A 21,275-nucleotide genomic window follows, 5' to 3' on the forward strand; every position below is an offset into this window, starting at 1 on the left:
AACTTCTGACACGCGCTCGCTCGCGCTCGCTTATTTCGCGTCAGAACTTTCGTGCCCGCGCCCTTCGGGTTGACGCACTCCGCCGCGCCCTGGTCCTAGCCGGTATCGGGGGCAGCGGGGAGGTGTGCGACAGCTCCGAGATGGCAGAGGTCCGTCACCGACAGGTGGCAGACGATCGGCCCCGAAACGGAGCCGAGGGAAGACCCGAGATCCGGGTCGGACCGAGCCATCGAACCGACACCCCGGAGGAACCATGACCGTCCTGCTGTTCGCTCTGACCGCCATCGGAGTCGGCGGACTCCTGCTCATCGAGAGCACCCCGAACCAGCGCAGCTACGACTGGGGCTGGCTCATCCTGATCATCGGGATCGGCGGATTCGGGCTCTGGTTCCTGGATGGGCTCGTCGGGGTGTCACTGACCATCTAGCCGGTCAGTAAGGACGCTCTTGATGCGCCGATCGCCGGCGCTCCTCGATCGCTTCGGCCAGGTCGCGATGGGCCTGCTCGCGTCCGAACTTCTCGAGCTTCTGCAGGCGCACGTACGCGGCCGTGACTCCGTCGCGGTAGCCGCGCTGCTCCGGCGAGCCGGGCGTCAGGCCGGCGTCGTACCTGAGGACGTCTGGGCCGCTGATGGTGCCCAGGTGCTTCATGCCGAGGTCGTACGCCGTCCGATACGCGTCAGTCGCCGTGGAGTGCGGCGGGTACGGCGTCGGCGGGTAGCGGCGTTCGCGGTGGTGCGGGTATGGCAAGGGGTCGCCTCCAGTAGTTGGATCGACCCCTAGGCGACCGAGTCTACGCTTCGAGGCCTCGGGGATCACCGAGGCTTGTCACGGCCGCCGCGCCGGCGCGCGTGAGCTCGCTGCGGAGGTGCTCGTCTTTGGCGAACGCCAGGACGCCGACGCCGGCGGCCGCGCCGGCCCGTACGTCGCTGGTGGTGTCGCCGAGGAACAGCGCCTCGCCAGGGTCGACCCGGAGCGAGCGCAGCGCTTGCTGCACCAGGAACGGATCCGGCTTCAGCCGGCCGACATCGTCGGGGCGACGACACGAGAGCACGGCGACGTGTCGGGTCCAGCCGTGGCGCTCGAGGAAGGCGATGACCGCCTGGTCGGAGTTGTTGCTCACGACCGCGGCCGGCATGCGTCGGCGGCTGATGAGCTCGAAGAGGTTCGTGGCGTGGACGCTCGGGGCACAGGTGCGAGCCGCGGCGACCTCGGCCCGGGTGCAGGCCTCTTCGACCTCAGCGACCTGCTCGGGATGGTGCTCGAGGACGTGCCGCAGGACTGCCAGGTGGTCGGTGGTCGTGGCGATCGCCGGCGGAAGGTCCAGCTGGCCGATGACTTCGCGAGCCGCGTCCGCGGCGCGCGCGTTGACCGGCGTCGGCATCAGCCGAGCAAGGGGCCCGTCGAAGTCGAGCAGGAGCGCCTCGGCGTCGGCGAGGAGCTTGGCCGCGGTGGTCACTGGTGCGCGGCAGATGGCGCGCCTGTCTCCCGAACTCGGCGAGCTCCTTCGCCGTGCGCACGATCCTCAGGTCGTCGGTGTCGTAGTGACCTCTGTTCCTCGGTCGCGACCGTGGTCCAGATGCTGTCGAACCAGCGCCGAGTCTGGTCGACGAACTGCGTATCGGCGGCCTCTGGGTCGCCGTCATCAGTGTGCTGGAACATCGCGGCATCCTTGCCCATCGGGTCGAGGATGGCAACGGTCTCACCGTCGATGCGTACGTCGTGAGCGACCACGGGGTAGAAGCCGAAGAAGACGTCGGTGCCGTTGATGATGAACGCCTTGAACAAGGGTGCCGTGCCATGGAGGCGGGTCTCGATGCTCGCCTCGGGGATGAGCTCGAGGTCGGCGAGCTCCAGGACGCTCTCGTGCAGCGCGCCGGCGTAGCGAGCGCTGATGTCGGCCATCCGGGCACGGACCGCGGCTGAGTCCTCGGGCCGGTTGTTGGCGAGCACGGGAAGCGACAGCGGCCGGCTCATGTCCGAGAGCAGCAGCCGGATCTGCAGCGACTTCGGCGTCAGCCGGCCGGCGCGGACCTTGTCCAGCGGTTCGGCGAGCACGCCGTACAACGTCTCCGACGTGTAGCCCACGAAGTCGATGGTGACGTGCTCGGCCTCGAAGGCCGCCTCGATGTGCGGCCGCAGGCCGACGGGTCGCTCGGTACGTACGCGAGCGAACACGCCGCTGCCCTGGCGCGAGACGGTGAGGCCCTCGTCCTTCAAGACTCGCAGCGCCTGCTGGATGGTCATCCGAGCAACGCCGTAGGTCTGGCTCAGCTCGTGCTGGCTCGGCAGCTTCTCGCCCGGCCCGATCTTGCGGGTCAGGATCGCGGCGCGCAGCGCCGAGGCGATCTGCTGATACGGCGGTCGAGGGTCGTCGGGGTCAAGGCTCACCGCACCAGCGTAACAACTTGCCTAGGTTGAATAGACCAATCGTTATTGACTTGGCTAGCCAGGCTAGGCAAGATGAAGTAAGGACAACCGGATAGCCCGAGTTCGAGGTGTAGACCCATGAGAGTTCTGAGCACCAACCAGCGCACTTCTGATGTCACGGCGGCCAGCTGATGTGGGCCGCAGACGCCGGCGCGGCACTCCGCGCGCGCCGCCAGGAGCAGACGGAGTCGGCGAGGCGAGCGCGGGCTGCGCTTGCGCTCACGCTGGCGAACCAGCTCGATCGTGGCGCCGCTCCCGAGGAGCTGGTCCTCGACGAGTATCGGACCGTCACCCGCGAGCACCGCGAGGTGGCCAGCAAGAGCCACGACTACAGCGTGGCTTCCGATGGTCACGAGGATGAGCGCGACGGTGTCGTCGACCTGGCGCTGCAGGGAGGTGCCCGATGACGCCGCGGCGTGGTCGACCTGGTCGGCCGCGACACATCGCGTACGGCGGCGACGCACCGCCCCGGGAGCAGATCCTCCACGCTGCAGCGCGGCTGTTTGTCGGGCGTGGCTTCGCGGCCACCTCGACGCGCGAGATCGCGGACGCTGTCGGGATCCGGCAGGCCTCGCTCTACTACCACTTCGCGAACAAGGACGAGATCCTCGCCGAGCTGCTGGAGCGGTCGGTGCGACCTACGGTCGACAAGATCGACAAGATCGAGCAGCTGGTCCCACCCGAGACCCACGAGACGGCGCTCTACCTCCTCGCCCTGGTCGACGTACGCACCCTGGCCACCGCGCCCAACAACATCGGCGTGCTCTCCCGCCTCCCCGACGTCACCAGCAGCGCGGCCTTCGAGCAGTTCCGCAACGACCGGTCCGAACTCGTCGATGCCTACGGTCGCCTTGGCGCCTCGATCGCGCGAGCCACGATCGTCGACCTCGTCGGTCGACGCAGCCTGGGCGAGATGCTCGTCCAGGTCGTCGACACCGTAATCAACGTGCGTTGCGCTGGCGAGCCCGCCGGCCCCCGGATGGCCGAGGCGGTGGCGACCACCTGCCTTCGGATGTGCGGCAGCGACGACCAGCAGATCATGGCCGCCTCGTCGGCCGCGACGCAGTTGCTCGAGGCCTTCCATGACGAGCCGCTGCACTGAGCGGGCCGGGACCGAACAGACGTACGATCTACTCGTGGCTTCCGAATCCGACCTGGTGACGCTCTACGCCAAGGCACGACCTAAGCCCGTCGACGGCGTCGACGACGGCCAGCGCCAGGAGATCACCGTTACCCGCGCGACCTACGCCGAAGCGCGCGAGGCCGTGGACGCCCGGGTCCCCGAAGGCTGGCAACTGCTCGGGCTCAGCACCTGGCCCTGCTAGAGCCGGGGTGCAAACGGACGTACAGCGTGAGACGATTTTCGCGAGTCGCACTCGGGTACGTCCGCATCCTTGGGGGATCGATCTTGGAACCGTTTGAGAACGTCGAGCAGCTGCACAGCGAAGTCGTCGAGATGATCGACGTCGTCACGAAGCTCCGGCAGGACGTGGAAGACCTGGTCGCGTTCCTGACCCACCTCGCCGACCAGCTCGACGGACTGTCGCCGGCGATGGATGTCGCCGTTGGCGAGTTGCGAGCTGCGATCCATCTCGCGCCCAGCGATGAGTTCGTGCCCGCGGCCCAGGCCGCGATCGCCTCGGTCCAAGCGGTGACACCGACGATCGTCACTCCTCTTGCCAAGCGCCGTGCGCGGCTGCGGAAGCTCGCCGCGCTCCATATCCGCGGCAGCCGCTGCACCTGCTGCGGAGAGATGCGAGTGGACTTGCTCCACCTCGTCGACCCCTACGACGACTGCAAGCTGGTGCCCTACCGCGAGGTTATCGAGGACGGTGATGACATCGTCTTGGTCCGCTGCAAGACGTGCATCTCCCTCGGCCGCGGCACCCTGGACTGCCCGTGCCAGACGATGAAGACGGTCTACGAAGAGCGACCTAACATCGAGGACGCGACGAGGCGCATCATCTCGGCACCCGACGGGTTCTACGGGAAGCAGCTCGCGCGGCAGCGGCGAGCGGCACACGGAGCATGACGGCCCGGAACTCCCGAACGTGTCCCCAGGGGCAAAGTACGGGGTCGAGAAGGATCGGACCAGGATTGAAACGCTAACTGAGGCTGGCCGGGCCTCTGGTCAGCAGCAGCGCCCTCCCTGCTGCGGGCCGGGCGCAGGCCCTTCGGTGCCTGCCTGTGGCGCCGTGAGTGGTCCGCAGGGCGTTCTCGGCGGCGGTGGCGGCTTCGCAGCTGCCAGGGCCGCGGCCATTGGGAGGGCCGTGCGGCGGATCTGGGTGACCTTCATCGGTTCTGGTCGTCCTTCGTGTCGGCGTCGTCGTTCCGGGTCGGCAGGGTGGGCGGAGCGGGCGGGCAGCAGTCGTGGTCGTCGGAGCGGCGGTGTCGTTTGGCGCTCGTGATCACGACGAGGACCAGCACCGCAATCCCGACGCCGACCACCCACGGGTTGCGGATGAAGCCGCCGAGGCCCGCGATGGCGCCACCGGCGATCAGGAGGGGCAAGAGCGCGCAGCAGGCGATCATAAGGATCGCGGCGCCCACACCCAGGAGCACGCCGCCGCCTCCAGACCGGTGGCCACGGTTGTCTTTCATCGGTGTTTCGGTCCTGTCCAATGGCGATTGGTGTCAGCAGTCGCAGGCGGGGGAGCCGGTGTTGTTGACGGACTCGGCCTGAGCTCGGTCATGGAAGCTCGCGTTGAGAGCGATGCCGATCTGGTATGCCTCAGCGACGGAGACGATCTCGGCGCCCGGGTGGCCAGCCAGCCAGTCGGCGGCGTCCTCAGGAGAGGTGAAGTAATGCACCTGGTTGCAGAACATGGAGCGGATCGAGGTGATCTGGCGGGGGTTGACCAGGGACACCACCGCGGTTGCTGGCTCGACCACGGTGGTGCCGGCGGTCGGGTCGATGGTGACTCGGATCGTCTCGCCGCTGACGGGCGAAACCGACTCGACGCGAGCCGGTCGCCCGATGAGGGCGGGGAAGATCAGGGTGTCCAGGGCACACCAGGTGTAGAGCTCCTCACCGGCCACGGTGAACCGGTGGCGGGTCGGGCGCAGGGTGAGGCCCTGACCGACGATGTGGCCCTGGTCGTCGTACTCGGTGTCCGGCACGGCGCCCAGGCCACTGCGTACGTCGCCAACGGTTCGGCCCGATGCGGTGGCGAGCTGCTCGACGGTGACGGGGTTGCCGTCGACGAGCAGCCGCAGCAGCGGGATCAACAGGCCGGCGTCGAGGCCGGTTTCCTCGGTATTGGCCAGCCGGTCAGTCAGGTCGATGCTGAGGTTCGACATTGCAATTCCTTCACTTCTCGTAAGTGGGTGGCGTGGGCTGTCTGGTGCGCGGGGTCAGGCGCAGCAGGACAGCTTCGAGACGTCGGTGGTGAAGGCCTTGGCGACGATCCGGATGCCTTCGGCCATGGTCAGGTACGGGGCCCACGAGTCGGCGACCTCTGTGATGGTCTTACCGAGCACGTGGACGCCGGCCGCAGCGAGCTCGCCGCCGTCCTTAGCGACCGCGGTGAGGCCGAGGATCTCGCCGGTATCGGCGTTGGCGACCATCTTGATGAACCCACGAGTGTCGCGATTGACCAGCGCCCGGGGCACGTAGCCCAGCGGCAGGACCCGGCAGTCGCAGCGGATCCCGGCCCCGAGCACCTGGGCCTCGGTCATCCCGACTGCGCCGATCGCGGGGCTGGTGAACGTCACCCGCGGTAGGCGGGTGTAGTCCACCGACCGTTCGGCGCTGGCGAAAGCGTTTTCGGCCACCATCGTGCCGTGGTAGGCCGCGACGTAGACGAACTCGGGGTGCCCGGTGACATCTCCGGCAGCCCAGATCCGCGGGTTGGAGGACTGCAACTGGTCGGTGACCACGATCTCCCCTGACTCGCCGGTCTTCAGCTCCACCGCCTCGAGGTTGAGCCCGTCGGTGACCGGACGGCGGCCCAGCGCCACCAGAACCTGGTCGGCGCTGAACTCCTGCACGCCCCCGGACACGGTCGCGGTCACGACTACCTGGCCGGTCGAGTCATCGCGTGTGACCTTCGTTGGCTGGGCCCGGCGCACAACCCGGATCCCCTCGTCAGCGAAGACCTCGGCCAGTGCCTTGGAGACCTCCGGTTCCTCCTTCGATGCCAGCCGGGACCGCACCAGGAGAGTCACCTTCGACCCCAGACGGGCGAACAGCTGGGCCTGCTCGAGGGCCACGTACCCGCCGCCGAGTACCAGCAGCGACTCCGGCACCTCGGTCAGCTCCATCGCCGTGGTGGAGGTCAGGTAGCCGACCTCCTCCAGATCCTCTATCGGCGGGGTCCACGGCTTCGCGCCGGTGGCGACCAGGTAGTGGGCGGCCTCGATGACCTCGACGCTGCCGTCGGCTGCGGTGACCTGAAGCAGCGGCGCCTCCGGGGTCCCAGTGAACGAGGCTTCGCCCTGCGCGACGCGCCACCCGTAAGCGTCGGCGACGTCGACGTACTTCTCATCGCGCAGCGCCTCGACCAGGTCCTGCTTGCCGCCGATCAGCGCCGGCATGTCTACCGCGGAGGCGGTGGCAGCGATGCCCGGGAACCGGGTACCCGCGTCCGTTGCGACGTGGCGTGCTTCGGCGGCAGCGATCAGGGCCTTCGACGGCACGCACCCGGTGTTCACACACGTGCCGCCGAACGTGCCGCGCTCGACCATCACCACCGACTTGCCCAGCCCGCTCGCGCGGATCGCTGCGGCGAACGCTGCGCCACCTGACCCGATCACTGCAAGGTCGTACGTCGGACTCATCGCGATACCTCTCCGGTTGGTTGGGAAATTCATCTGATGCGGCAATACTGGACCTTCCAGTACAGGGGAAGGTCAAGAGCGACCTGCGACACATGGGAGAACGGGATGCGGATCGGGGAGCTCGCCGAGAAGACCGGCACCACCACCAAGACCCTTCGGTTCTACGAAGACCAGAGCCTGCTGCCGCCGACCGAACGCACCCCGACCGGCTACCGCGACTACACGTCCGGGGCCGTTGCCCGTATCGACTTCATCCACCGCGGCCAGGCGGCCGGGCTCACACTGGCCCAGATCCGGCAGATCCTCGACATCCGCGACCACGGCCAGGCCCCCTGCGGCCACGTCCGTGACCTGCTCGACGCACGCCTTGCAGACATCGAAAAACAGATCGCCCAGCTGACCGCGCTGCACGACAACCTCGCCACCCTTCGCGACGAAGCCTCAGACCCCGAGCCCGACACCTGCACCGCCGACCAGGTCTGCCGCTACCTGTAGGCCCGGAGCTCCACGGCTGGCGGCGAACGACTGGGCCTCAGATCGACGCAGAAGATCGACGCTGAGTGAATTTCGAGGCGACCAGGGTCGTCCCGAAATGCTTGTCAGTTCGCTGGGAGCGGTTCCGAGGCGGTTTCAGGCGGCTCGGAGTGGTTCTGGGTCTCATGCTCAGTGGTGACGCGGTGCACGACGGCGAGGCTGATTCCGGTGCCTCTGGCGATGGTCCGCAGGCTCTGGGCCTTCGGCGCGGCGGGCGATGATCGCGCGGTGTTTGTCGTCGTCGACGACGGTTGGTCGGCCGCCGACGCGTCCTCGGCGGCGTGCAGCGTCAAGGCCTTTCTTGGTCTTGCGGGAGATGTTGCGGCGTCGGTCCTCAGCCAGGGCGAGGGCGGGGCCGGCGCAACCATCGGTGGGGTTTCATCACAGGACCAGCTGATGAAAGCCCCTGCGAGAACTGCGGCCTAATCCAGTTCTACGATCACGATCGTTGGTACCGGAGTGACGTCAGGCGAGCGATGGTCAACGTCATCGAGTGGCGTTCGCCGGGAGGCAGGACTCTCCGAATCCGGCCGGTTAGCAGCGTGAACGCTCCTCGGTACGATCCCGCAGCTCCTACCGTCGACGAGGCCTTTCCGGAGCTCGAGGTAGGCGGCGTGCCCGAGTGCCCCAAGGAGCAGGGGCACTGGGACTGAACGGTCCTGCGTGAAGATCCGCGTACGTCGCGACGGCGCGCCCAGGGACCAGACCGCCCTTTCGGTGGTCATCTCAGTCGGCGAGGAAGGCCGCCAGGGTGTAAGCCGGGTGCCTGTCGAGGTTGTGTCGGCCCCGGTCGTAGCGCCGGGTGGTGCGCGGGTCGGCATGGCCGGCCGCGTCTTGGACGTCCTCGAGCGGGACGCCGGCCTCGCGGGCGAGGGTCACGAAGGTGTGCCGCAGGCTGTGCGGGGAGATCCGGTCGGCGTGCTCGATCCCGGCCGCCCTCGCGATCCGCCGGATCAGCCGGAAGGCCCCGGGCTGGTCGAGCCGGTTGCCGCTCTTGGTGGTGAACACCGGGCCGGGCCCCCGGTCTCCGACGTAGGCGTCGACGACCGCTGCGGTCGCCGGCGCGAGCACGACGTCGCGACGCGCGCCGCCCTTGCGGGTGATGCTGAGCGTACGGTGACCGCGGACCGACCCCAGATCCTCGACGTCGGCGTTGAGCGCCTCGGAGATCCGCAGACCGTCGTGCAGCAGGAGGGCCACCAGCGCGAGTGCGCGCGAGGAGTGCTCCCCGGCCTCAGCCAGGAGCGCCTTGGCCTCGACGCGGTCCAGACCCAAGGTCGGCGAGTCGGCCGGCATGCCGGGCCGCTTCACGTGCTCGAGCGGGGAACTAGCGAGCACTCCCTCGGCGACGGCGTACTTGTAGAAGCCGGCGAGGGTCGAGAGCCGGCGCGCGATCGTCGCCGGTGCCGCACTGGTCTCCAGGTGCTGGCGGTAGCCGTCGACGGCGGCTCGGTTCGCGTCGAGCGGGTCGATGCCGAGGCTGGCGCACCAGCTGAACCAGTCGATCAGATCGAGCCCGTACGCCCGGCGGGTGTGCCCGGAGTAGCTCAGCAGGAAGCGCTGGCTCAGCGCTCCCGCGCGCTGCTCGCGCGGGAGCTGCCACAGCGGCTCAAGGAACGTCGCGCGTACGTCGTCGAGCGTGGCCTCGACGATCTCGCCGGCGACCGGCTCGACCTCCGCCTCGGGGACGTTCGCGGCCGTCACGGCCTCCGCCTCACGGTCGCCCTGGTCGATGTCCTCGTTCATGGCCGCACCTCCGTGCCCGCGGCGAGGATCTCCAGGAGCACGTCGACGTGACACGGCAGGTCGGGCTCGCAGTAGCAGGCCAGGTCGTAGCCGGCGAGCTCCTCACGGGCCTGGTCGACGAGCTCGGGGTGCTCGGACAGGTGGTCGCGGTAGGCCGCGACCGCGGCCGCGTTGGCCTCGGGCGATCGGTGGCCGCTGGTCGGCCGGTACGGGTTGGCCCACCGGCTTGTGCCGGCGACGCTCTTCGCGCCTGCGGGGAGCTGCCCACCGCGTCGACGAGACTGCTGCAGTCGCTTGCCGGCCACCTCGGAACCCCTCTCGGTCGCGCCAGATCAGTCACCAAATCATGACATGATAATGACACTTATCATGTCATCCGCGAACGTCGAGGTCACCACGACCGGGAACAGATGTTCTGGTTGAAGTAGCCGCGCCGGTGGACTACTGGTGTTGGGGCCGCGGGTTCCCGGCGCCAGACAGACCCCGCTCACGAGCTCGGCACTCACACATCCTCGGCGTGCACCTGCTCGGTCACGGGATCCGCGCCGGCGCGGATAAGGAGCTGCGCGGCCGCGGCGTGGTGGCTGGTAGGGCTCGGTGGCGATCTCGAGCAGCTCGGCGATCGCGGCGGCGATCTCGTCTTCGGTGAGCTCGGGGTGGGCGCGGGCGTGACGTTGGGCGGTTGGCCCTACAGCCTTTCTCGAGGACGGTAGATGCCACGCAGCGACCCCACGGACAAGATGATCGTACGCGCCGGCGATGGTCTGGGAGCAGGTGTTCTGGTTGAAGTAGCCGCGCCGGGTGGACCACCCGGGCGGCGGGTTCTCGCTGCTCAGCCAGACCCCGCTCATGGTCTTAAGCCATTGCGTTTTGCCTGATGACAGGGCGGTACGACGTGCCACGGGTTGACACGAAGTCGGCGTGCCACCAGGCAAAACGCATCAAACCCCGCGGCACCTGATGCGCATACGCGTGAGATGAAAGACCATGGTCCAAATGCGAGACGCGGTCATGAGCTGCAACTCATGACCGCAAATGTCTCGCAGGCTCCAGCCCTTCACGAGGTAGGAACTGTGATGACAAACAATGATAAGCACGTCGGCCGGTCTGGCAGCCCAGAGTGCCGCAGAGAGGACCGCGCGGGCCGAATCCGTACAGGCTTGGCCTTCGCGAACTTCGTGGTCGGGGTGGGTCGTTTGGTCCTGGCGCTGACCCACTTCTGGCACGACAGCTGAGCGGGCGGTCCGGCCGCACTCAGCACTGCGACGATGAACTGGCGGGCGCCATGGAGTCTGTCGGGAGTCATGACCGTCAGGCGCCACCCGCGCGGCCAGCACGCCCGGTCGTGAGCCCCGTACAGGTGCGCTCGACGATGAAGTAGCCGCGCTGGTTGGGCTACCGGTGTGGGGGCTGTGGGTTCCCGATGCCAGACAGACCCTGCTCACGGTCTCGGCGCTCACACACGTCCTCGGCGTACGCCTGCACGGTCTTGGGATCCGCGCCGGCGCGGATCAGGAGTTGCGCGGCTGCGCGGCCGTCCCAGCCGGAGACGTCGCTGTGAAGCCAGCCTCCGAGGAGGCCGCCGGCGGCGTGCTCGAGCGGGTCGAGGCGTAGCCGGCGACGTCGGCCAGGTCGGCCGCGCCGCGGTGGCTGGTAGGGCTCGGTGGCGATCCCGAGCAGCTCGGCGATCGCGGTGGCGATCTGGTCTTCGGTGAGCTCGCGGCCGGCACGGGCATGACGTTGGGCGGTGCCGGTCAGCCGAGCGGCGGTGATGCCGTCCGTTCGTGAGAGCTCGGGACGCGGGCGCGGTGTGGTCATTGGGCTTCCTCCAGGCCCTACAGCCCTCTCAAGGACGGTAGGAGCCAGCGCAGCGACCCCACGGGCAAGTTTACTTCTCGGGCAGCGTCCAGATCGGGTCGTAGTCCGGGTGGTCGCTATCCCTCATCGCTGCTTTGCGGAACACGTCGATGGCCGCCGAGATCGCGGCATTGGTCCCGTCCCACTTGGTCTTGGCGTACGCGGTCTGGAGGTACCGCAGGTCGGAGGTCGCGAACTGGCGAGCTTGGAGATCCATGCCCTTCCGCTGGGTGCGCTCGACGGCGCGGGCGCGGGCGAAGGCGTAGATCTCCTCCATGAGGTCCGGATCAGCAGGCATGTCCGGCTCAGTTCGCCCGATCGTCGGGGTCGCCCCTGAACCCGATGCTCCAGCCAGCTACAGCGCCGATCCGGCCACGCCACCACGGCATCGTCGTTCCGCGGTTGCCTTTCGAGTCGCAGAACACTGCGTCACGCAGGTGAACGCAGCGCGTGTTCACCCACTCGTCGGGATGTTCGTCCTCGTCGCGCGCGGCCTCGTGCTCCTCCACCATCGAATCGAAGTATCCCGCCAGCGCGTCGCCGATAGGCGAATCAGGGTTCGCAGCTCGCATTGTCTCTGCGACCCCTGCTGCGTACGTCCTCAGCGAGACAAGACTCCCCGTCACGATGCCGCCGCCCACGTGAAGAGTGAACGGGACCTCCAGGCCGGGGCTCTTGTTGATCGCCGCGACCAACTGCCGCAGCTGGTGATCGCCGTTGTCCGGAGGCAGAAACTCGATCTCGTCGGCCTCTGCCGGCTCCTCGACCTGGTCGGCCGCCGGCTCCTCGAGTTGACCAGCCTCTGCGATCTCATCGAACTCGTCAGCTGCTTCCAGCCCTGCCAGATTCGTCATACCCCGCACCCTATTGACGAGCACCGACAGTTTTGGCCGGCTCCTTGGGGGTCCAGTTGCCAAGTCGGCCCAGCCCACTCGAACACCAGCGGCCGCTGGGTGCGGGGAACGCAGGATCTGTCAGTCGGCGAACAGCGGCAAAAGGATCTCGGCGACCTCGGACATGTTGCATTTTGTGGCGAGCAGCTCGAGCAGCTCCGCTGGCGAGCGTGGAGGGTTCTTCAGCCGCGTAGAGATCGCCAGGACCGCCCGGGCGCCGGCCTCAGGGTGGGCGGCGACCGTGTTTGCGGCGAAGTCATGGGCAGACAGGACGTCGACAGCGGCCTCAGCCAGAACCGACGAAGTCTCCATCCCAGCTCGCTGGTCGCTGGTCACGATGACGTCGGCCTTGCCGATGATCGCTGCATGGACGACGTGCCCGTCGTCGGGGTCGGCGATGTCGTAGTGGTACTCGCGCGTCTTCGGGGCCTCGATCGTCGAGCCAGGGAAGTAGCGCGTCATCTGCTCGAGCAGGTGCTGGCGGTACTTCGCGCTCTCCTCTGGGTCACGGCCCTTTGCCTGGTCGAGGCGCTCCAGGACGTAGTCGAGCTCGGTGATGATGCCGCTCCCCCACAGCGGCGAGTAGGCACCCTCGGTGGCCAACTGGAGCAGGAAATCGCGCTGCATGCTGGGGATGAGCACACAGGTATCGAGAACAGCGCGGAACACCGGTCGAGTGTCGCAGACACCTCCGACACTCGACCGGGCTTTCAGTGGTTCTTACGCGCCTCGTTGATGAGATCGTCGACGTCGACCAGGTCCTCGTCGACCTCGTAGGCGGCCGAGGACTCAGCAATGAATTCGTTGCGCTGCTTGTAGAGCAGGTCCTTGTAGGCCAGGACGTCGGCGAGCCGCAGCTTGCGGCGGTTCACCCCGGGGACGTGTGCCGGGATCTCGCCCGACTTGATGAGCTTGACCACGGTGGGTCGGCTCAGGCCGAGGAGCTCGGCTGCCTGCTGGGTGGTGAGCTCCTGGTCGAGCGCAAGGATCTGAACCGACTTCCGCTCGGCCAGCGCGCCGATGAGGTCCTTGAACATCTCGTAGATGCCCTCAGTCAGCTCGACTCGGTCGTGCTCATCGGCGCCGCAGAGGAAGTAGGTCGGCTCCGGCTTCTTCCCGTGCCGAGACTCGTGGGCCTTGATGAAACTAAGAACCTCGGCGCTCTGCTCGGCAAGCTCCTCGCTCGGGAGGGCGTTCTCGTGCGCAACTGCGGTCATCTTGTTCACCTCTGACTCAACGGGGAAGAGAGCTAGGAACTAAACGAGAACCTTCTCCCAAACGTTCTCGCGTACCTTCTCGTAGAAGTAGAGGCTAGGCTAATTGCGAAACTTACGAAACCCAAGTTCCGAAACTTACGAAAAAGTAACTACTCTTCGTCGCTAAGGGTTGGGACCAAGGTCCCGGCTTCTATCGAACCCCTTCCCTGCCCGTAAGGAGTAGCTCTCGATGACCGACGACACGCTCAAGCTCTACGTAACGCTCGGGCATCCTGGCGACGGCTCGCTCAACCTCCGCATGTCTCCGTCGATCGCCGATGAGGTGCGAGCGCTGCTCGACGAGCACGATCTCGCTCACGGCGAGCTGCTGGAGTTCTCCTCGGGGCCGCAGTTGGCCATTGAGGCGGTCGTGGCCCTGGGCGCGGGCGGTGGGCTCGCGGCGCTCGCATCGGTCATTAACACCATGATCAAGCGCCACGACTCGAAGCGTTTCGTCATCGAGCGAGACGGCGAGAGGATCGAGGCCTCCGGCTACTCAGAGGAGGCTGTTGACCGGCTCCTGGAGAAGCGTGCGCAAGAGCAGGCAGACCAGGACAAGGAGTGGGAGCGAATCAAGGCCGAGCTGCCTGCTCCGGAAACTCCTCGGGACCACCAGTAGCCCGTCTCACGCGCGGGTGCCACCACCCGCGCGTACGCGCGGGTGGTGCTCCTTCAGTAGTCGACCGCGATCAGCCGGGTGGCCGCCTCGAGGTGGTCGGTGCGTGGACCGGTGTAGACCATGGTGGTGTTGACGTCGTTGTGGCCCATCAGCGTGGCCACCGTGGGGAGGTCGACGCCCTTGTCGACCAGGCCGCGGCCGAAGGTGTGCCGCAGGGTGTGCGGGCTCAGTTCGACGCCGGCCGCGGTGCCGACCTTGGTCACGACGTCGCGGATCGAGCGCTCGGCGAGGCGCTCGCCGCGGCGGGAGACGAACAGCGGGCCGGCGTCGTCGGGCATGCCGAGCTGGTCGCGCCGGTGGGCGCACCAGGCCGCGAGCGCGCGCAGCGCCGACGACGGGCCGGCGAGCGGGATGCTGCGCGGCTTCTCGCCCTTCCCCAGACGGACATGGACGATGCCCTTGCGCTCGCCGAACGGGACGTCGTCGACGTCGAGCTCGACAGCCTCGGAGATGCGTACGCCGGAGGCGTGGAGCAGGTTGACCAGGGCGTGGTCGCGGATCCCGCGGCGCTCGGCCGCGCGCAGCACGTCGCGCACCTGGTCCTCCTCGAGCGACTGCGGCGCCGGCCGGCGGCTCGGGGCCGCGGAACGTACGTCAGGGCGCGGCATCCCGAACCACAGGTAGAGGTTCGCGATGCCGGTCATCGCCGCGTCGACCGACTTCGGCGCCCAGCCGGCGCTGGGTGAGCAGGTAGCGGCGGTAGTCGCGCACCGCGTGGGTGGCCGCGATCGGGTCGGCCACCACCTGGTCGTAGTCATGCTTGAGCTGGAACGGCAACCAGTCGACGAACCCGGGTCACCGCCTGGCCGTAACTGCGCCGGGTGTGCTCCGAGATCGGAAGGCGCTCCAGGTGCGCGGCGTACGCACTGGGGAGCTTCTGCAGCGTGGGCCGGCTGGAGGTCGCGGTCACTGCTCGTCCTCAGCGGCGAGAGGCTGCACCGCGGCTGGCCCATCGACGGCTTCGCGGAGTCGAGCCAGTAGCTCGTGCCCGAACACGGTGACGCCGTAGCGATACGGAAGCTGGGCGTGGTCCATGTGCGTGACTCGCCATGCGAGGTTCTTCAGCGGCTCTCCGTCGGTCCGGATAATCCCGTGGCGTTCAAGGGTCGCCACGATGGCCGAGATCGAAGATCCGTAGCCCGGGTTGGCCTCGAGGAAGTCGACGACGGACACCGCCCTCTTCGGACCGTGTGGACCAGCCTCGCCGGCGAGGTAGTCGAGCACACGGATGTGCGCTACCTCGAGGTCACCGAAGGCGAGTGCGAGCATCGTGGCGGTGTCGACCTTGGCGTCGTCGTTGGACAGTCCCTCTGCCAGCACCTTGCCCAACGCAACAACCTTCGCCGGCATCGTCGAGTTCGCACCAGCACGTAGGGCGGTCGCCACCAGGAACTCCTTCGACGGATTGTCGGCCAGGTCTGCAAGCTGGTCTGGATCCACCTGGCGTCTGTCGGCCGCGATGCTCAGAACCGCGCCGGCCTTCGCGAACTGCGTCTTGGTGTGGTGACTGAGGATCGCATTCAGCGCCTCGGTCGCGACCGGGGTGACGAACAGCGCCACAGCTGAGGCCGTAGCCGGATCGAGACCAGCCCCGAGAGCCATGGAGGCCGTTCCGGCGAAAACACCGCTTGCTGCCCTGTCGACCCAGGTGAGCTCACCGGTCAGGCTGCAGTTCTCCAGGTCGCCTTGGTGGGCGGTCATGGCGGTTCCCCTCTGCGATCGACGGCGGATCGCACTATCGGCGGTAGGTCGCCGGCGACGCTACCGCTGAGCACCGACAGTCTCGGGCCGCTCTATCGGCGGTCCCGGCGGGGTGGTTCCGCCGATAGAGGTAACTATCGGCGGAAGCGGCCCTGGGGACGTGATGATTCAGACCGCTCTGCGGAGCCGCCGCTCAGGTGTCGTCGGAATGGCGCCACACCTTGGTAGCCGAGACGAGCAAGATGAGGGCCAGTGCCCCGATCAGGGCAGGTCCAGCGACGTACTGCAGCAGCACACCGCCGGCCACGGCACCGGCGACGGAGCCTGCTCCCATGAGGGCCACGAACCGCAGGTTCGGCCGGAGCACGGTGAACCCACCATCGCGGCTGTAGCGCGTGAAGGCAACGAGCATGGTGGGGAGCGACACCAGCAGCGAGAGACTGCCGGCGAGCCTGATGTCGGCTCCGAAGAGCAGGACGATGGTGGGGATAAGGAGCTCGCCACCGGCGACGCCCATGAAGGCGGCGACCATGCCGATCAGCACGCCGGCGATGACGCCGGCGATGACTCGGGCCGCCGGCGGGAGGTCGAGGCTGCCGAGCTGGGCGTAGTGGGTGCCGGCGAGCACAAGGGCGATCGCCACGAGGAGAAGGGCAAGGACGCGGTGCAGGGTGCGTGAGTGCATCCGGGTGGCCCAGCCCGCGGCCGCCCAGGCGCCGACCAGGGACCCGGCGAGCAGGTTCACCACGATCCACCAGTGGCCGGCGACGTCGTCCCACGGGACGGCGAAGGCTCGGGCGGGCAGCGCCGCGATCACCACGACCAGGCTCATGGCCTTGTTCAAGATGACCGCCTGGAGTGCGGCGAACCCGAACAGCGCCATCAGCAGCGGCAACCGGAACTCGGCGCCGCCCAGCCCGATGAGGCCACCGAGGATCCCGATCAGCGCTCCGGCCGCGAAAGGCCATGTCACCGACTGGCGGCGGGCGGTGACTCGCACCGCCGATGTCGTAGCGGCAGTCATGCAAGCCAGTGTGACGGACCACGCCGGACACCGGCCCGAGCCTCACCCCTACTTGCGACGACTGGCCCCAGCACCGCCGTCCTACCGGCCTGCGGAGGGGGCCGCGGGTGGCCCCCTCCCCGTGCGAGATCAGCAGTCGCAGCCGCACTCCTCGGGCGGGCAGGTCGGATCGTCGCAACAGTCGATGGTCACGTGCTTGATCATGAGTCGTCACCTCCCTTCGTTGGGCGCCATGTCCCCGGCGTCGGCGGGGGACAGTCTCCGGCAGGAAGGGCTTCTTGCATGGCGGCCATCTCGGTGCGCAGGGACGTCAGCCGGGCAATCTGGGTGTCGATCTCGGCTATCCGGCGGGCGAGCAGTTGCTCGGCCGGTTCGCACGGACACTCGCCGGTATCCCGCACAGACAGCAGGTCGCGGATGTCGGTCAATGTCAGGCCGAGGCGTTGGGCGCCCTGGATGAAGTTCAGACGGTCGATGGCAGCGTCGTCGTACTCGCGATAACCGGCCGGGGTGCGCGGTCACGCTAAACCTTGGAGCCGACTCCAGAGTCAAGCCGTCGGTCGCGACCTTCCAGCCAGCACTGTTTGCCAAGCCGAGTCTGCGCGGCTGACTGCCCCAGGGGCCACCGGTGTCCGCGGCGTAGCCGGCCTCAGCGAACCCGTTGAGCGCGGTGACGCATTGGGCGATGGTTCAGCGCACCGAGTTGCGGACGGGGGTTTAGAACGCGTGGCGGTCGTGCGTACCGCGGGGGCTCGAAAATGGCCGATTCTGGACGGCAGCGGCCTCCCCCCGATCGGGTATTGGCACCAATAGCGATTGCGAGGACGGACAGTCCGGCCTACGTTCAAGGCCGGGCCAAGCCATCCCTTCGCAAAGGCCACACATACCCAGGTGGTCGCGGCAGGCCCGCGCGTGGGGCCGCTCTGAAGTTCATGGCCTAGATGTGATGCCCAGGCACGTTGGTCGAGATCGTGTGACGACACGATCTGAGGTGTAGATGGGTGAAGGCCTCCCTGGTGTGGAGTGGAGCTGTCTAGGAACCAGTGCCGCCACCAGGAGATGCCTTCATGTCCCACGCTACCCATGCCAACGCGGCTTTGACCCCTCGCGCCCGCCTGCGACTCGCCCGTTTGATCGTCGAGGACGGCTGGCCGCCCGCTCGCGCCGCTGAGCGATACGACGTCTCTTGGCGTACGGCGAAGAAGTGGGCTGACCGCTACCGCGACGAGGGGCCGGCCGGGATGCTGGACCGGTCCTCGGCGCCACACCATCAGCCGAACCGGACACCGGCACCCGTGGTCCGCAAGATCGTGCACCTGCGCTGGAAGCAGCGACTCGGACCGGTCGAGATCGCCAGCCGACTCGACATGCCTTCCTCGACCGTTCACGCCGTCTTGGTCCGCTGCCGGATCAACCGCCTGACTCACATCGATCGGGCCACCGGCGAACCGATCCGCCGCTACGAGCACGAGAAGCCGGGCCACCTGATTCACGTCGACGTCAAGAAGCTCGGCAAGATCCCCGACGGCGGCGGCTGGCGCTACGTCGGTCGCCACCAGGGCAGGCGGAACAAGGCCCTCACCGCCGAGCGGACCGGACAGCGCAGCAAGCGGTTCGATCCACTGACGGGGACCTGCTATCTGCACACCGTGATCGACGACCACTCCCGCGTCGCCTACGTCGAAGCCCACGACGACGAGACCAAGGAGACCGCGACCGAGGTCCTCAAGAACGCGGTCGCCTGGTTCGCAGAACGCGGCGTCACCGTGACCAGGGTTCTCAGCGACAACGGCAGCTGCTACCGCAGCCGCATGTGGCTCGAGACCTGCGCGAACCTCGGGATCGTCCCGAAGAAGACCCGTCCCTACCGGCCACAGACCAACGGGAAGATCGAGCGCTTCCACCGCACCCTGGCCGAGGGCTGGGCATTCAAGAAGTTCTACAACTCCGAGTCAGCCCGACTCGCGGCTCTGCCAGCATGGGTCCACGAATACAACCACCACCGGCCCCACTCAGCAATCGGGAAGGCCGCACCCATCACCCGGTTGAACAACCTGGCTGGGCATCACACCTAGAGCGGCCCCGCCCCCATGCCTCACCACCGGCCCTGAGGTGCTCAGCGCGACCCTTCGCCGTTTTCGCGACGCACGCGAGCTCCTCGGCCTCGCGCATCCGAGGCGCAGGCGTGGGTACCGTGGCGCATCAATAGTGCGGTCTGGGTGCCTACTCCCCTGCAGTTTCTCGGGAGCGTGACACCACGATGTGCGCCATCGGCCGCGGGCCCCGGCACAGACCTGGGGCTCGCGGTCCTCGTTTTGCCCCTGCTCCCCGACCCGCTCCCCGGGATGTGCCGAGAGAGCGTTCGACTTCGGCCGTTTCTGGTCACGCCTTCTCGCTGGCGCAGCATCCGTCCGAGCAGCTCGTGCTGGCTGAATCTGCGGGGATGGAGCCAGCAGGGGTGGGGCCGCAGGCGCAGCCTTCTCCTCGCCAGGCCTCCAGGCCCTCGCGCACGGCGACGGCGGCGATGATCAGGCCGGCAATGGGGTCGGCCCAGGACCAGCCCAGGGTGGTGTTGAGGAGGAGGCCGGCCAGCAGCACCGCGGAGAGGTAGGTGCACAACAGGGTTTGGGTGGAGTCGGCCACCACCGCGTTGGATCCGAGGCTCTTGCCGGTGCGGCGTTGTGCCCACGACAGGAACGGCATGATCACCAGTGAGGCCGCGGCGAGGGCGATCCCGACTGTGGAGTGGTCGGGTTCGTGGCCACCGATCAGAGCCCGAGCCGATTCGAAGGTGACATAGGCGGCCAGGGCGAAGAAGGAGAGCGCCATCAGGCGCAGCGCTCGCCGTTCTCGGGACTCGGGCAGTGGGTGGCGGAATTGCCACAGGATGATCAGCCCGCTGCTGACCTCCACGACCGAGTCCAGCCCGAACCCGACCAGGGCGATCGAGCCGGCCACCAGTCCAGCGCTGATGGCAATGACCGCCTCGATGAGGTTGTAGGTCACGGATGCGGCCGCAAGCAGCTGGGCACGGCGGCCGAGCTGCTGCCGACGCTTCGGATCCTCGACGTAGGTCACCGCGTGCACGTGGTCGGCGAGAGTGCTCATCGGTTCGCCTCTTCGCCGTAGGTGGGACACAGAGCGACGGCGTCGCCAGTGGCGGCCAGGAGCTCTTCGGCCGCGGCGAAGAGCTTCAGCACCGCCTGCGGGTGCGCCAGGGAGAAGACCGAGGACCGCCCGGATGGATGGGACTCGGCCAGGCCACAGTCCCGCAGACAGGCGAGGTGCTTGGACACCGTGGACTGCGCCAGGCCGAGGTGTGCTGTCAGTTCGGCCACGTTGTGCTCACCCAGCAGCAGATGGCGCAAGATCGCCACTCTCGAGGGATCACCCATCCCTCGGAACAGACAGGCTGCAGCCCGGCCAGCGGCCGCCTCGTCGACCTCATGCGCGTCGACCGGCGCCGCACTCTTCTCTATCATCGCCATTCGGCGATAATAGAGTCAATTGGCGCTGATTTGTCAAGGCCTGCTGCGACAGCAAACGGCCGATTTCCGAACACCCCTCTCCTTCCGACGACTTGCAACTTGTACCTGGGTCCAGGTTTACGGTTGCCGCATGGAGACCTTGCTGAACACCGATGCCTGCACGATGCCTACCACCGAGCGGCCATTGCGGCTGGCAGAGTTCGATGCGTTGTTCGCTTCCACCGTCCGTAGCGTCGAGCGGCGCGGCGACGAGGTACGGATGCGCCTTGCCGGCGAGGACGGCCTCGCCGAGCGGGTCCGTGCCCTGACGGCCCGCGAGACGTCGTGCTGCTCGTTCTTCGCCTTCACCGTCGAGGGCACCGACCAGGACCTCACCCTGGACATCTCGGTGCCGCCGGCCCGCCAGGAAATCCTCGACGCACTGGCCGAGCGAGCCCGGGAGCTGGCGGCGTGAGCCTGCGGATCAACGATGTCGCCCAGGCGGCCGGCGTCAACCGCGAGACGCTGCGCTACTACGAGCGGCGCGGGCTGATCGAACAGCCCGAGCGCAGCCCCGGCGGCCACCGGCTCTACGACGAGCGGGCCGTGCAGACACTGCGGATCATCAAGGCCGCACAACGGCTCGGGTTCACCCTCGACGAGGCGGCCGACCTGATCGAGGTGGGCCGCCGACGCGGCCGCGACTCCGGGCTCCAGGCGCGCGCCCAAGCCAAGCTCCTCGAGGTCGAGGCCCGCATGGCCGACCTCGCCGCGATCCGGGACAACCTACGAGCTGCGCTCGAGGCCGGCTGTGATGACCTGCACCAGTGCGCGAGCAGCGACTGCTGCCCGCTGCCCTTCGTCGAGATCACCACCCGAAAGGCCGACGCATGAGCACGAGGATCAAGAA

The 21,275-nt window shown here is 67.8% G+C and carries 31 protein-coding genes; 10 read left to right on the forward strand and 21 right to left on the reverse strand.

The features are described from left to right. Positions 1 to 253: 253 nt before the first annotated feature. Positions 254 to 427, forward strand: coding sequence for a hypothetical protein (locus BJ988_RS29405; RefSeq protein WP_179661807.1), 174 nt, complete (start codon positions 254 to 256; stop codon positions 425 to 427). 4 nt (positions 428 to 431) lie between these two features. Here BJ988_RS29405 and BJ988_RS29410 read toward each other — a convergent pair whose 3' ends face one another. From BJ988_RS29410 to BJ988_RS29420, 3 genes are read right to left on the reverse strand one after another with little or no spacing between them, the layout of a single operon-like run. Next, a complete protein-coding gene (locus tag BJ988_RS29410) occupies positions 432 to 749 on the reverse strand; it encodes a hypothetical protein (RefSeq protein ID WP_179661808.1) in 318 nt (105 codons plus the stop codon). A gap of 43 nt (positions 750 to 792) precedes the next feature. Continuing rightward, the gene (locus BJ988_RS29415) at positions 793 to 1,458 is read right to left on the reverse strand and encodes an HAD family hydrolase (protein WP_179661809.1); all 666 of its coding nucleotides are present in this window, start codon (positions 1,456 to 1,458) and stop codon (positions 793 to 795) included. After that, on the reverse strand, positions 1,455 to 2,390 hold the full coding sequence (locus BJ988_RS29420; protein ID WP_343051853.1) for a GntR family transcriptional regulator: 936 nt from the start codon (positions 2,388 to 2,390) through the stop codon (positions 1,455 to 1,457). Before BJ988_RS29420 ends, BJ988_RS29415 begins: the two co-directional genes overlap by 4 nt. A 170-nt stretch (positions 2,391 to 2,560) precedes the next feature. Here BJ988_RS29420 and BJ988_RS29425 point away from each other — a divergent pair, with 170 nt between their 5' ends. From BJ988_RS29425 to BJ988_RS29440, 4 genes are all read left to right on the forward strand, one after another. Beyond that, positions 2,561 to 2,836 (forward strand): hypothetical protein, encoded by a 276-nt coding sequence (locus tag BJ988_RS29425; protein WP_179661810.1) that lies wholly within the window; start codon positions 2,561 to 2,563, stop codon positions 2,834 to 2,836. Further along, on the forward strand, positions 2,833 to 3,531 hold the full coding sequence (locus BJ988_RS29430) for a TetR/AcrR family transcriptional regulator (protein ID WP_179661811.1): 699 nt from the start codon (positions 2,833 to 2,835) through the stop codon (positions 3,529 to 3,531). Before BJ988_RS29425 ends, BJ988_RS29430 begins: the two co-directional genes overlap by 4 nt. A gap of 34 nt (positions 3,532 to 3,565) precedes the next feature. Beyond that, positions 3,566 to 3,754, forward strand: a complete 189-nt coding sequence (locus BJ988_RS29435) for a hypothetical protein (RefSeq protein WP_179661812.1) — start codon at positions 3,566 to 3,568, stop codon at positions 3,752 to 3,754. An 83-nt stretch (positions 3,755 to 3,837) separates the two neighbouring features. Continuing rightward, positions 3,838 to 4,461 (forward strand): hypothetical protein, encoded by a 624-nt coding sequence (locus BJ988_RS29440; protein WP_179661813.1) that lies wholly within the window; start codon positions 3,838 to 3,840, stop codon positions 4,459 to 4,461. Between the two features lie 260 nt (positions 4,462 to 4,721). On the opposite strand, the gene BJ988_RS29445 is transcribed toward BJ988_RS29440, so the two are convergent. Genes BJ988_RS29445 through merA form a run of 3 tightly spaced genes read right to left on the reverse strand, consistent with a single transcriptional unit; the run spans position 4,722 to position 7,208 of the window. Continuing rightward, a complete protein-coding gene (locus tag BJ988_RS29445; RefSeq protein WP_179661814.1) occupies positions 4,722 to 5,030 on the reverse strand; it encodes a hypothetical protein in 309 nt (102 codons plus the stop codon). Positions 5,031 to 5,063: 33 nt separating this feature from the next. Continuing rightward, positions 5,064 to 5,729, reverse strand: coding sequence for an organomercurial lyase MerB (gene merB / locus BJ988_RS29450; RefSeq protein WP_179661815.1), 666 nt, complete (start codon positions 5,727 to 5,729; stop codon positions 5,064 to 5,066). A gap of 54 nt (positions 5,730 to 5,783) precedes the next feature. Then, complete coding sequence (merA, locus tag BJ988_RS29455; RefSeq protein ID WP_179661816.1) at positions 5,784 to 7,208, reverse strand: mercury(II) reductase; 1,425 nt, start codon at positions 7,206 to 7,208, stop codon at positions 5,784 to 5,786. A 105-nt stretch (positions 7,209 to 7,313) separates the two neighbouring features. Here merA and BJ988_RS29460 point away from each other — a divergent pair, with 105 nt between their 5' ends. Beyond that, on the forward strand, positions 7,314 to 7,703 hold the full coding sequence (locus BJ988_RS29460; RefSeq protein ID WP_179661817.1) for a heavy metal-responsive transcriptional regulator: 390 nt from the start codon (positions 7,314 to 7,316) through the stop codon (positions 7,701 to 7,703). A 104-nt stretch (positions 7,704 to 7,807) separates the two neighbouring features. Here BJ988_RS29460 and BJ988_RS29465 read toward each other — a convergent pair whose 3' ends face one another. The 8 genes from BJ988_RS29465 to BJ988_RS29500 all read right to left on the reverse strand — a co-directional run bounded on the left by BJ988_RS29465 (position 7,808) and on the right by BJ988_RS29500 (position 13,455). Next, a complete protein-coding gene (locus BJ988_RS29465) occupies positions 7,808 to 8,035 on the reverse strand; it encodes a hypothetical protein (RefSeq protein WP_218861835.1) in 228 nt (75 codons plus the stop codon). A gap of 433 nt (positions 8,036 to 8,468) precedes the next feature. Next, positions 8,469 to 9,488 (reverse strand): tyrosine-type recombinase/integrase, encoded by a 1,020-nt coding sequence (locus tag BJ988_RS29470; protein WP_179661818.1) that lies wholly within the window; start codon positions 9,486 to 9,488, stop codon positions 8,469 to 8,471. Beyond that, complete coding sequence (locus BJ988_RS29475; protein WP_179661819.1) at positions 9,485 to 9,793, reverse strand: DUF4326 domain-containing protein; 309 nt, start codon at positions 9,791 to 9,793, stop codon at positions 9,485 to 9,487. Before BJ988_RS29475 ends, BJ988_RS29470 begins: the two co-directional genes overlap by 4 nt. Before the next feature lie 1,090 nt (positions 9,794 to 10,883). Beyond that, complete coding sequence (locus BJ988_RS29480; RefSeq protein WP_179661820.1) at positions 10,884 to 11,306, reverse strand: hypothetical protein; 423 nt, start codon at positions 11,304 to 11,306, stop codon at positions 10,884 to 10,886. 70 nt (positions 11,307 to 11,376) lie between these two features. After that, entirely contained in the window at positions 11,377 to 11,643 is a 267-nt protein-coding gene (locus BJ988_RS29485; RefSeq protein WP_179661821.1) for a hypothetical protein, read from the reverse strand. A 7-nt stretch (positions 11,644 to 11,650) separates the two neighbouring features. Next, the gene (locus BJ988_RS29490) at positions 11,651 to 12,223 is read right to left on the reverse strand and encodes a hypothetical protein (RefSeq protein WP_179661822.1); all 573 of its coding nucleotides are present in this window, start codon (positions 12,221 to 12,223) and stop codon (positions 11,651 to 11,653) included. A gap of 96 nt (positions 12,224 to 12,319) precedes the next feature. Further along, complete coding sequence (locus BJ988_RS29495; RefSeq protein WP_179661823.1) at positions 12,320 to 12,907, reverse strand: PIN domain-containing protein; 588 nt, start codon at positions 12,905 to 12,907, stop codon at positions 12,320 to 12,322. Positions 12,908 to 12,948: 41 nt separating this feature from the next. Further along, positions 12,949 to 13,455 (reverse strand): excisionase family DNA-binding protein, encoded by a 507-nt coding sequence (locus tag BJ988_RS29500; protein ID WP_179661824.1) that lies wholly within the window; start codon positions 13,453 to 13,455, stop codon positions 12,949 to 12,951. Between the two features lie 229 nt (positions 13,456 to 13,684). Between BJ988_RS29500 and BJ988_RS29505 the strand changes: the two genes are divergently transcribed. Then, the gene (locus BJ988_RS29505) at positions 13,685 to 14,113 is read left to right on the forward strand and encodes a hypothetical protein (protein WP_179661825.1); all 429 of its coding nucleotides are present in this window, start codon (positions 13,685 to 13,687) and stop codon (positions 14,111 to 14,113) included. A 53-nt stretch (positions 14,114 to 14,166) separates the two neighbouring features. On the opposite strand, the gene BJ988_RS29510 is transcribed toward BJ988_RS29505, so the two are convergent. The 5 genes from BJ988_RS29510 to BJ988_RS31630 all read right to left on the reverse strand — a co-directional run bounded on the left by BJ988_RS29510 (position 14,167) and on the right by BJ988_RS31630 (position 17,374). Continuing rightward, on the reverse strand, positions 14,167 to 14,817 hold the full coding sequence (locus BJ988_RS29510; protein WP_179661826.1) for a tyrosine-type recombinase/integrase: 651 nt from the start codon (positions 14,815 to 14,817) through the stop codon (positions 14,167 to 14,169). Then, the gene (locus tag BJ988_RS29515; RefSeq protein WP_179661827.1) at positions 14,768 to 14,950 is read right to left on the reverse strand and encodes a hypothetical protein; all 183 of its coding nucleotides are present in this window, start codon (positions 14,948 to 14,950) and stop codon (positions 14,768 to 14,770) included. The genes BJ988_RS29510 and BJ988_RS29515 overlap by 50 nt, the downstream gene beginning before the upstream one ends. A gap of 129 nt (positions 14,951 to 15,079) precedes the next feature. Then, positions 15,080 to 15,874 (reverse strand): hypothetical protein, encoded by a 795-nt coding sequence (locus tag BJ988_RS29520; RefSeq protein ID WP_179661828.1) that lies wholly within the window; start codon positions 15,872 to 15,874, stop codon positions 15,080 to 15,082. A 193-nt stretch (positions 15,875 to 16,067) separates the two neighbouring features. Further along, positions 16,068 to 16,898, reverse strand: a complete 831-nt coding sequence (locus BJ988_RS29525; protein WP_179661829.1) for a sulfite exporter TauE/SafE family protein — start codon at positions 16,896 to 16,898, stop codon at positions 16,068 to 16,070. A 200-nt stretch (positions 16,899 to 17,098) separates the two neighbouring features. Continuing rightward, positions 17,099 to 17,374, reverse strand: coding sequence for a MerR family DNA-binding protein (locus BJ988_RS31630; protein WP_179661837.1), 276 nt, complete (start codon positions 17,372 to 17,374; stop codon positions 17,099 to 17,101). Positions 17,375 to 17,965: 591 nt separating this feature from the next. Here BJ988_RS31630 and BJ988_RS29535 point away from each other — a divergent pair. Next, positions 17,966 to 18,973: an IS481 family transposase gene (locus BJ988_RS29535; protein ID WP_179659998.1), complete on the forward strand. Its 1,008-nt coding sequence runs from the start codon at positions 17,966 to 17,968 to the stop codon at positions 18,971 to 18,973. A 307-nt stretch (positions 18,974 to 19,280) separates the two neighbouring features. On the opposite strand, the gene BJ988_RS29540 is transcribed toward BJ988_RS29535, so the two are convergent. Both BJ988_RS29540 and BJ988_RS29545 read right to left on the reverse strand, forming a co-directional pair. Beyond that, positions 19,281 to 20,006 carry a cation diffusion facilitator family transporter gene (locus BJ988_RS29540; RefSeq protein WP_179661830.1) on the reverse strand — a complete coding sequence of 242 codons (726 nt, stop codon included), beginning with the start codon at positions 20,004 to 20,006 and terminating at the stop codon, positions 19,281 to 19,283. After that, positions 20,003 to 20,380, reverse strand: coding sequence for an ArsR/SmtB family transcription factor (locus BJ988_RS29545; protein ID WP_179661838.1), 378 nt, complete (start codon positions 20,378 to 20,380; stop codon positions 20,003 to 20,005). The genes BJ988_RS29540 and BJ988_RS29545 overlap by 4 nt, the downstream gene beginning before the upstream one ends. Before the next feature lie 136 nt (positions 20,381 to 20,516). Between BJ988_RS29545 and BJ988_RS29550 the strand changes: the two genes are divergently transcribed. Continuing rightward, positions 20,517 to 20,840 carry a hypothetical protein gene (locus tag BJ988_RS29550; RefSeq protein ID WP_179661831.1) on the forward strand — a complete coding sequence of 108 codons (324 nt, stop codon included), beginning with the start codon at positions 20,517 to 20,519 and terminating at the stop codon, positions 20,838 to 20,840. Next, positions 20,837 to 21,259 carry a MerR family transcriptional regulator gene (locus BJ988_RS29555; protein ID WP_179661832.1) on the forward strand — a complete coding sequence of 141 codons (423 nt, stop codon included), beginning with the start codon at positions 20,837 to 20,839 and terminating at the stop codon, positions 21,257 to 21,259. The genes BJ988_RS29550 and BJ988_RS29555 overlap by 4 nt, the downstream gene beginning before the upstream one ends. Positions 21,260 to 21,275: the final 16 nt, after the last annotated feature.

It is taken from the genome of Nocardioides panzhihuensis (genome assembly GCF_013408335.1).
Classification (GTDB): Bacteria; Actinomycetota; Actinomycetes; order Propionibacteriales; family Nocardioidaceae; genus Nocardioides; species Nocardioides panzhihuensis.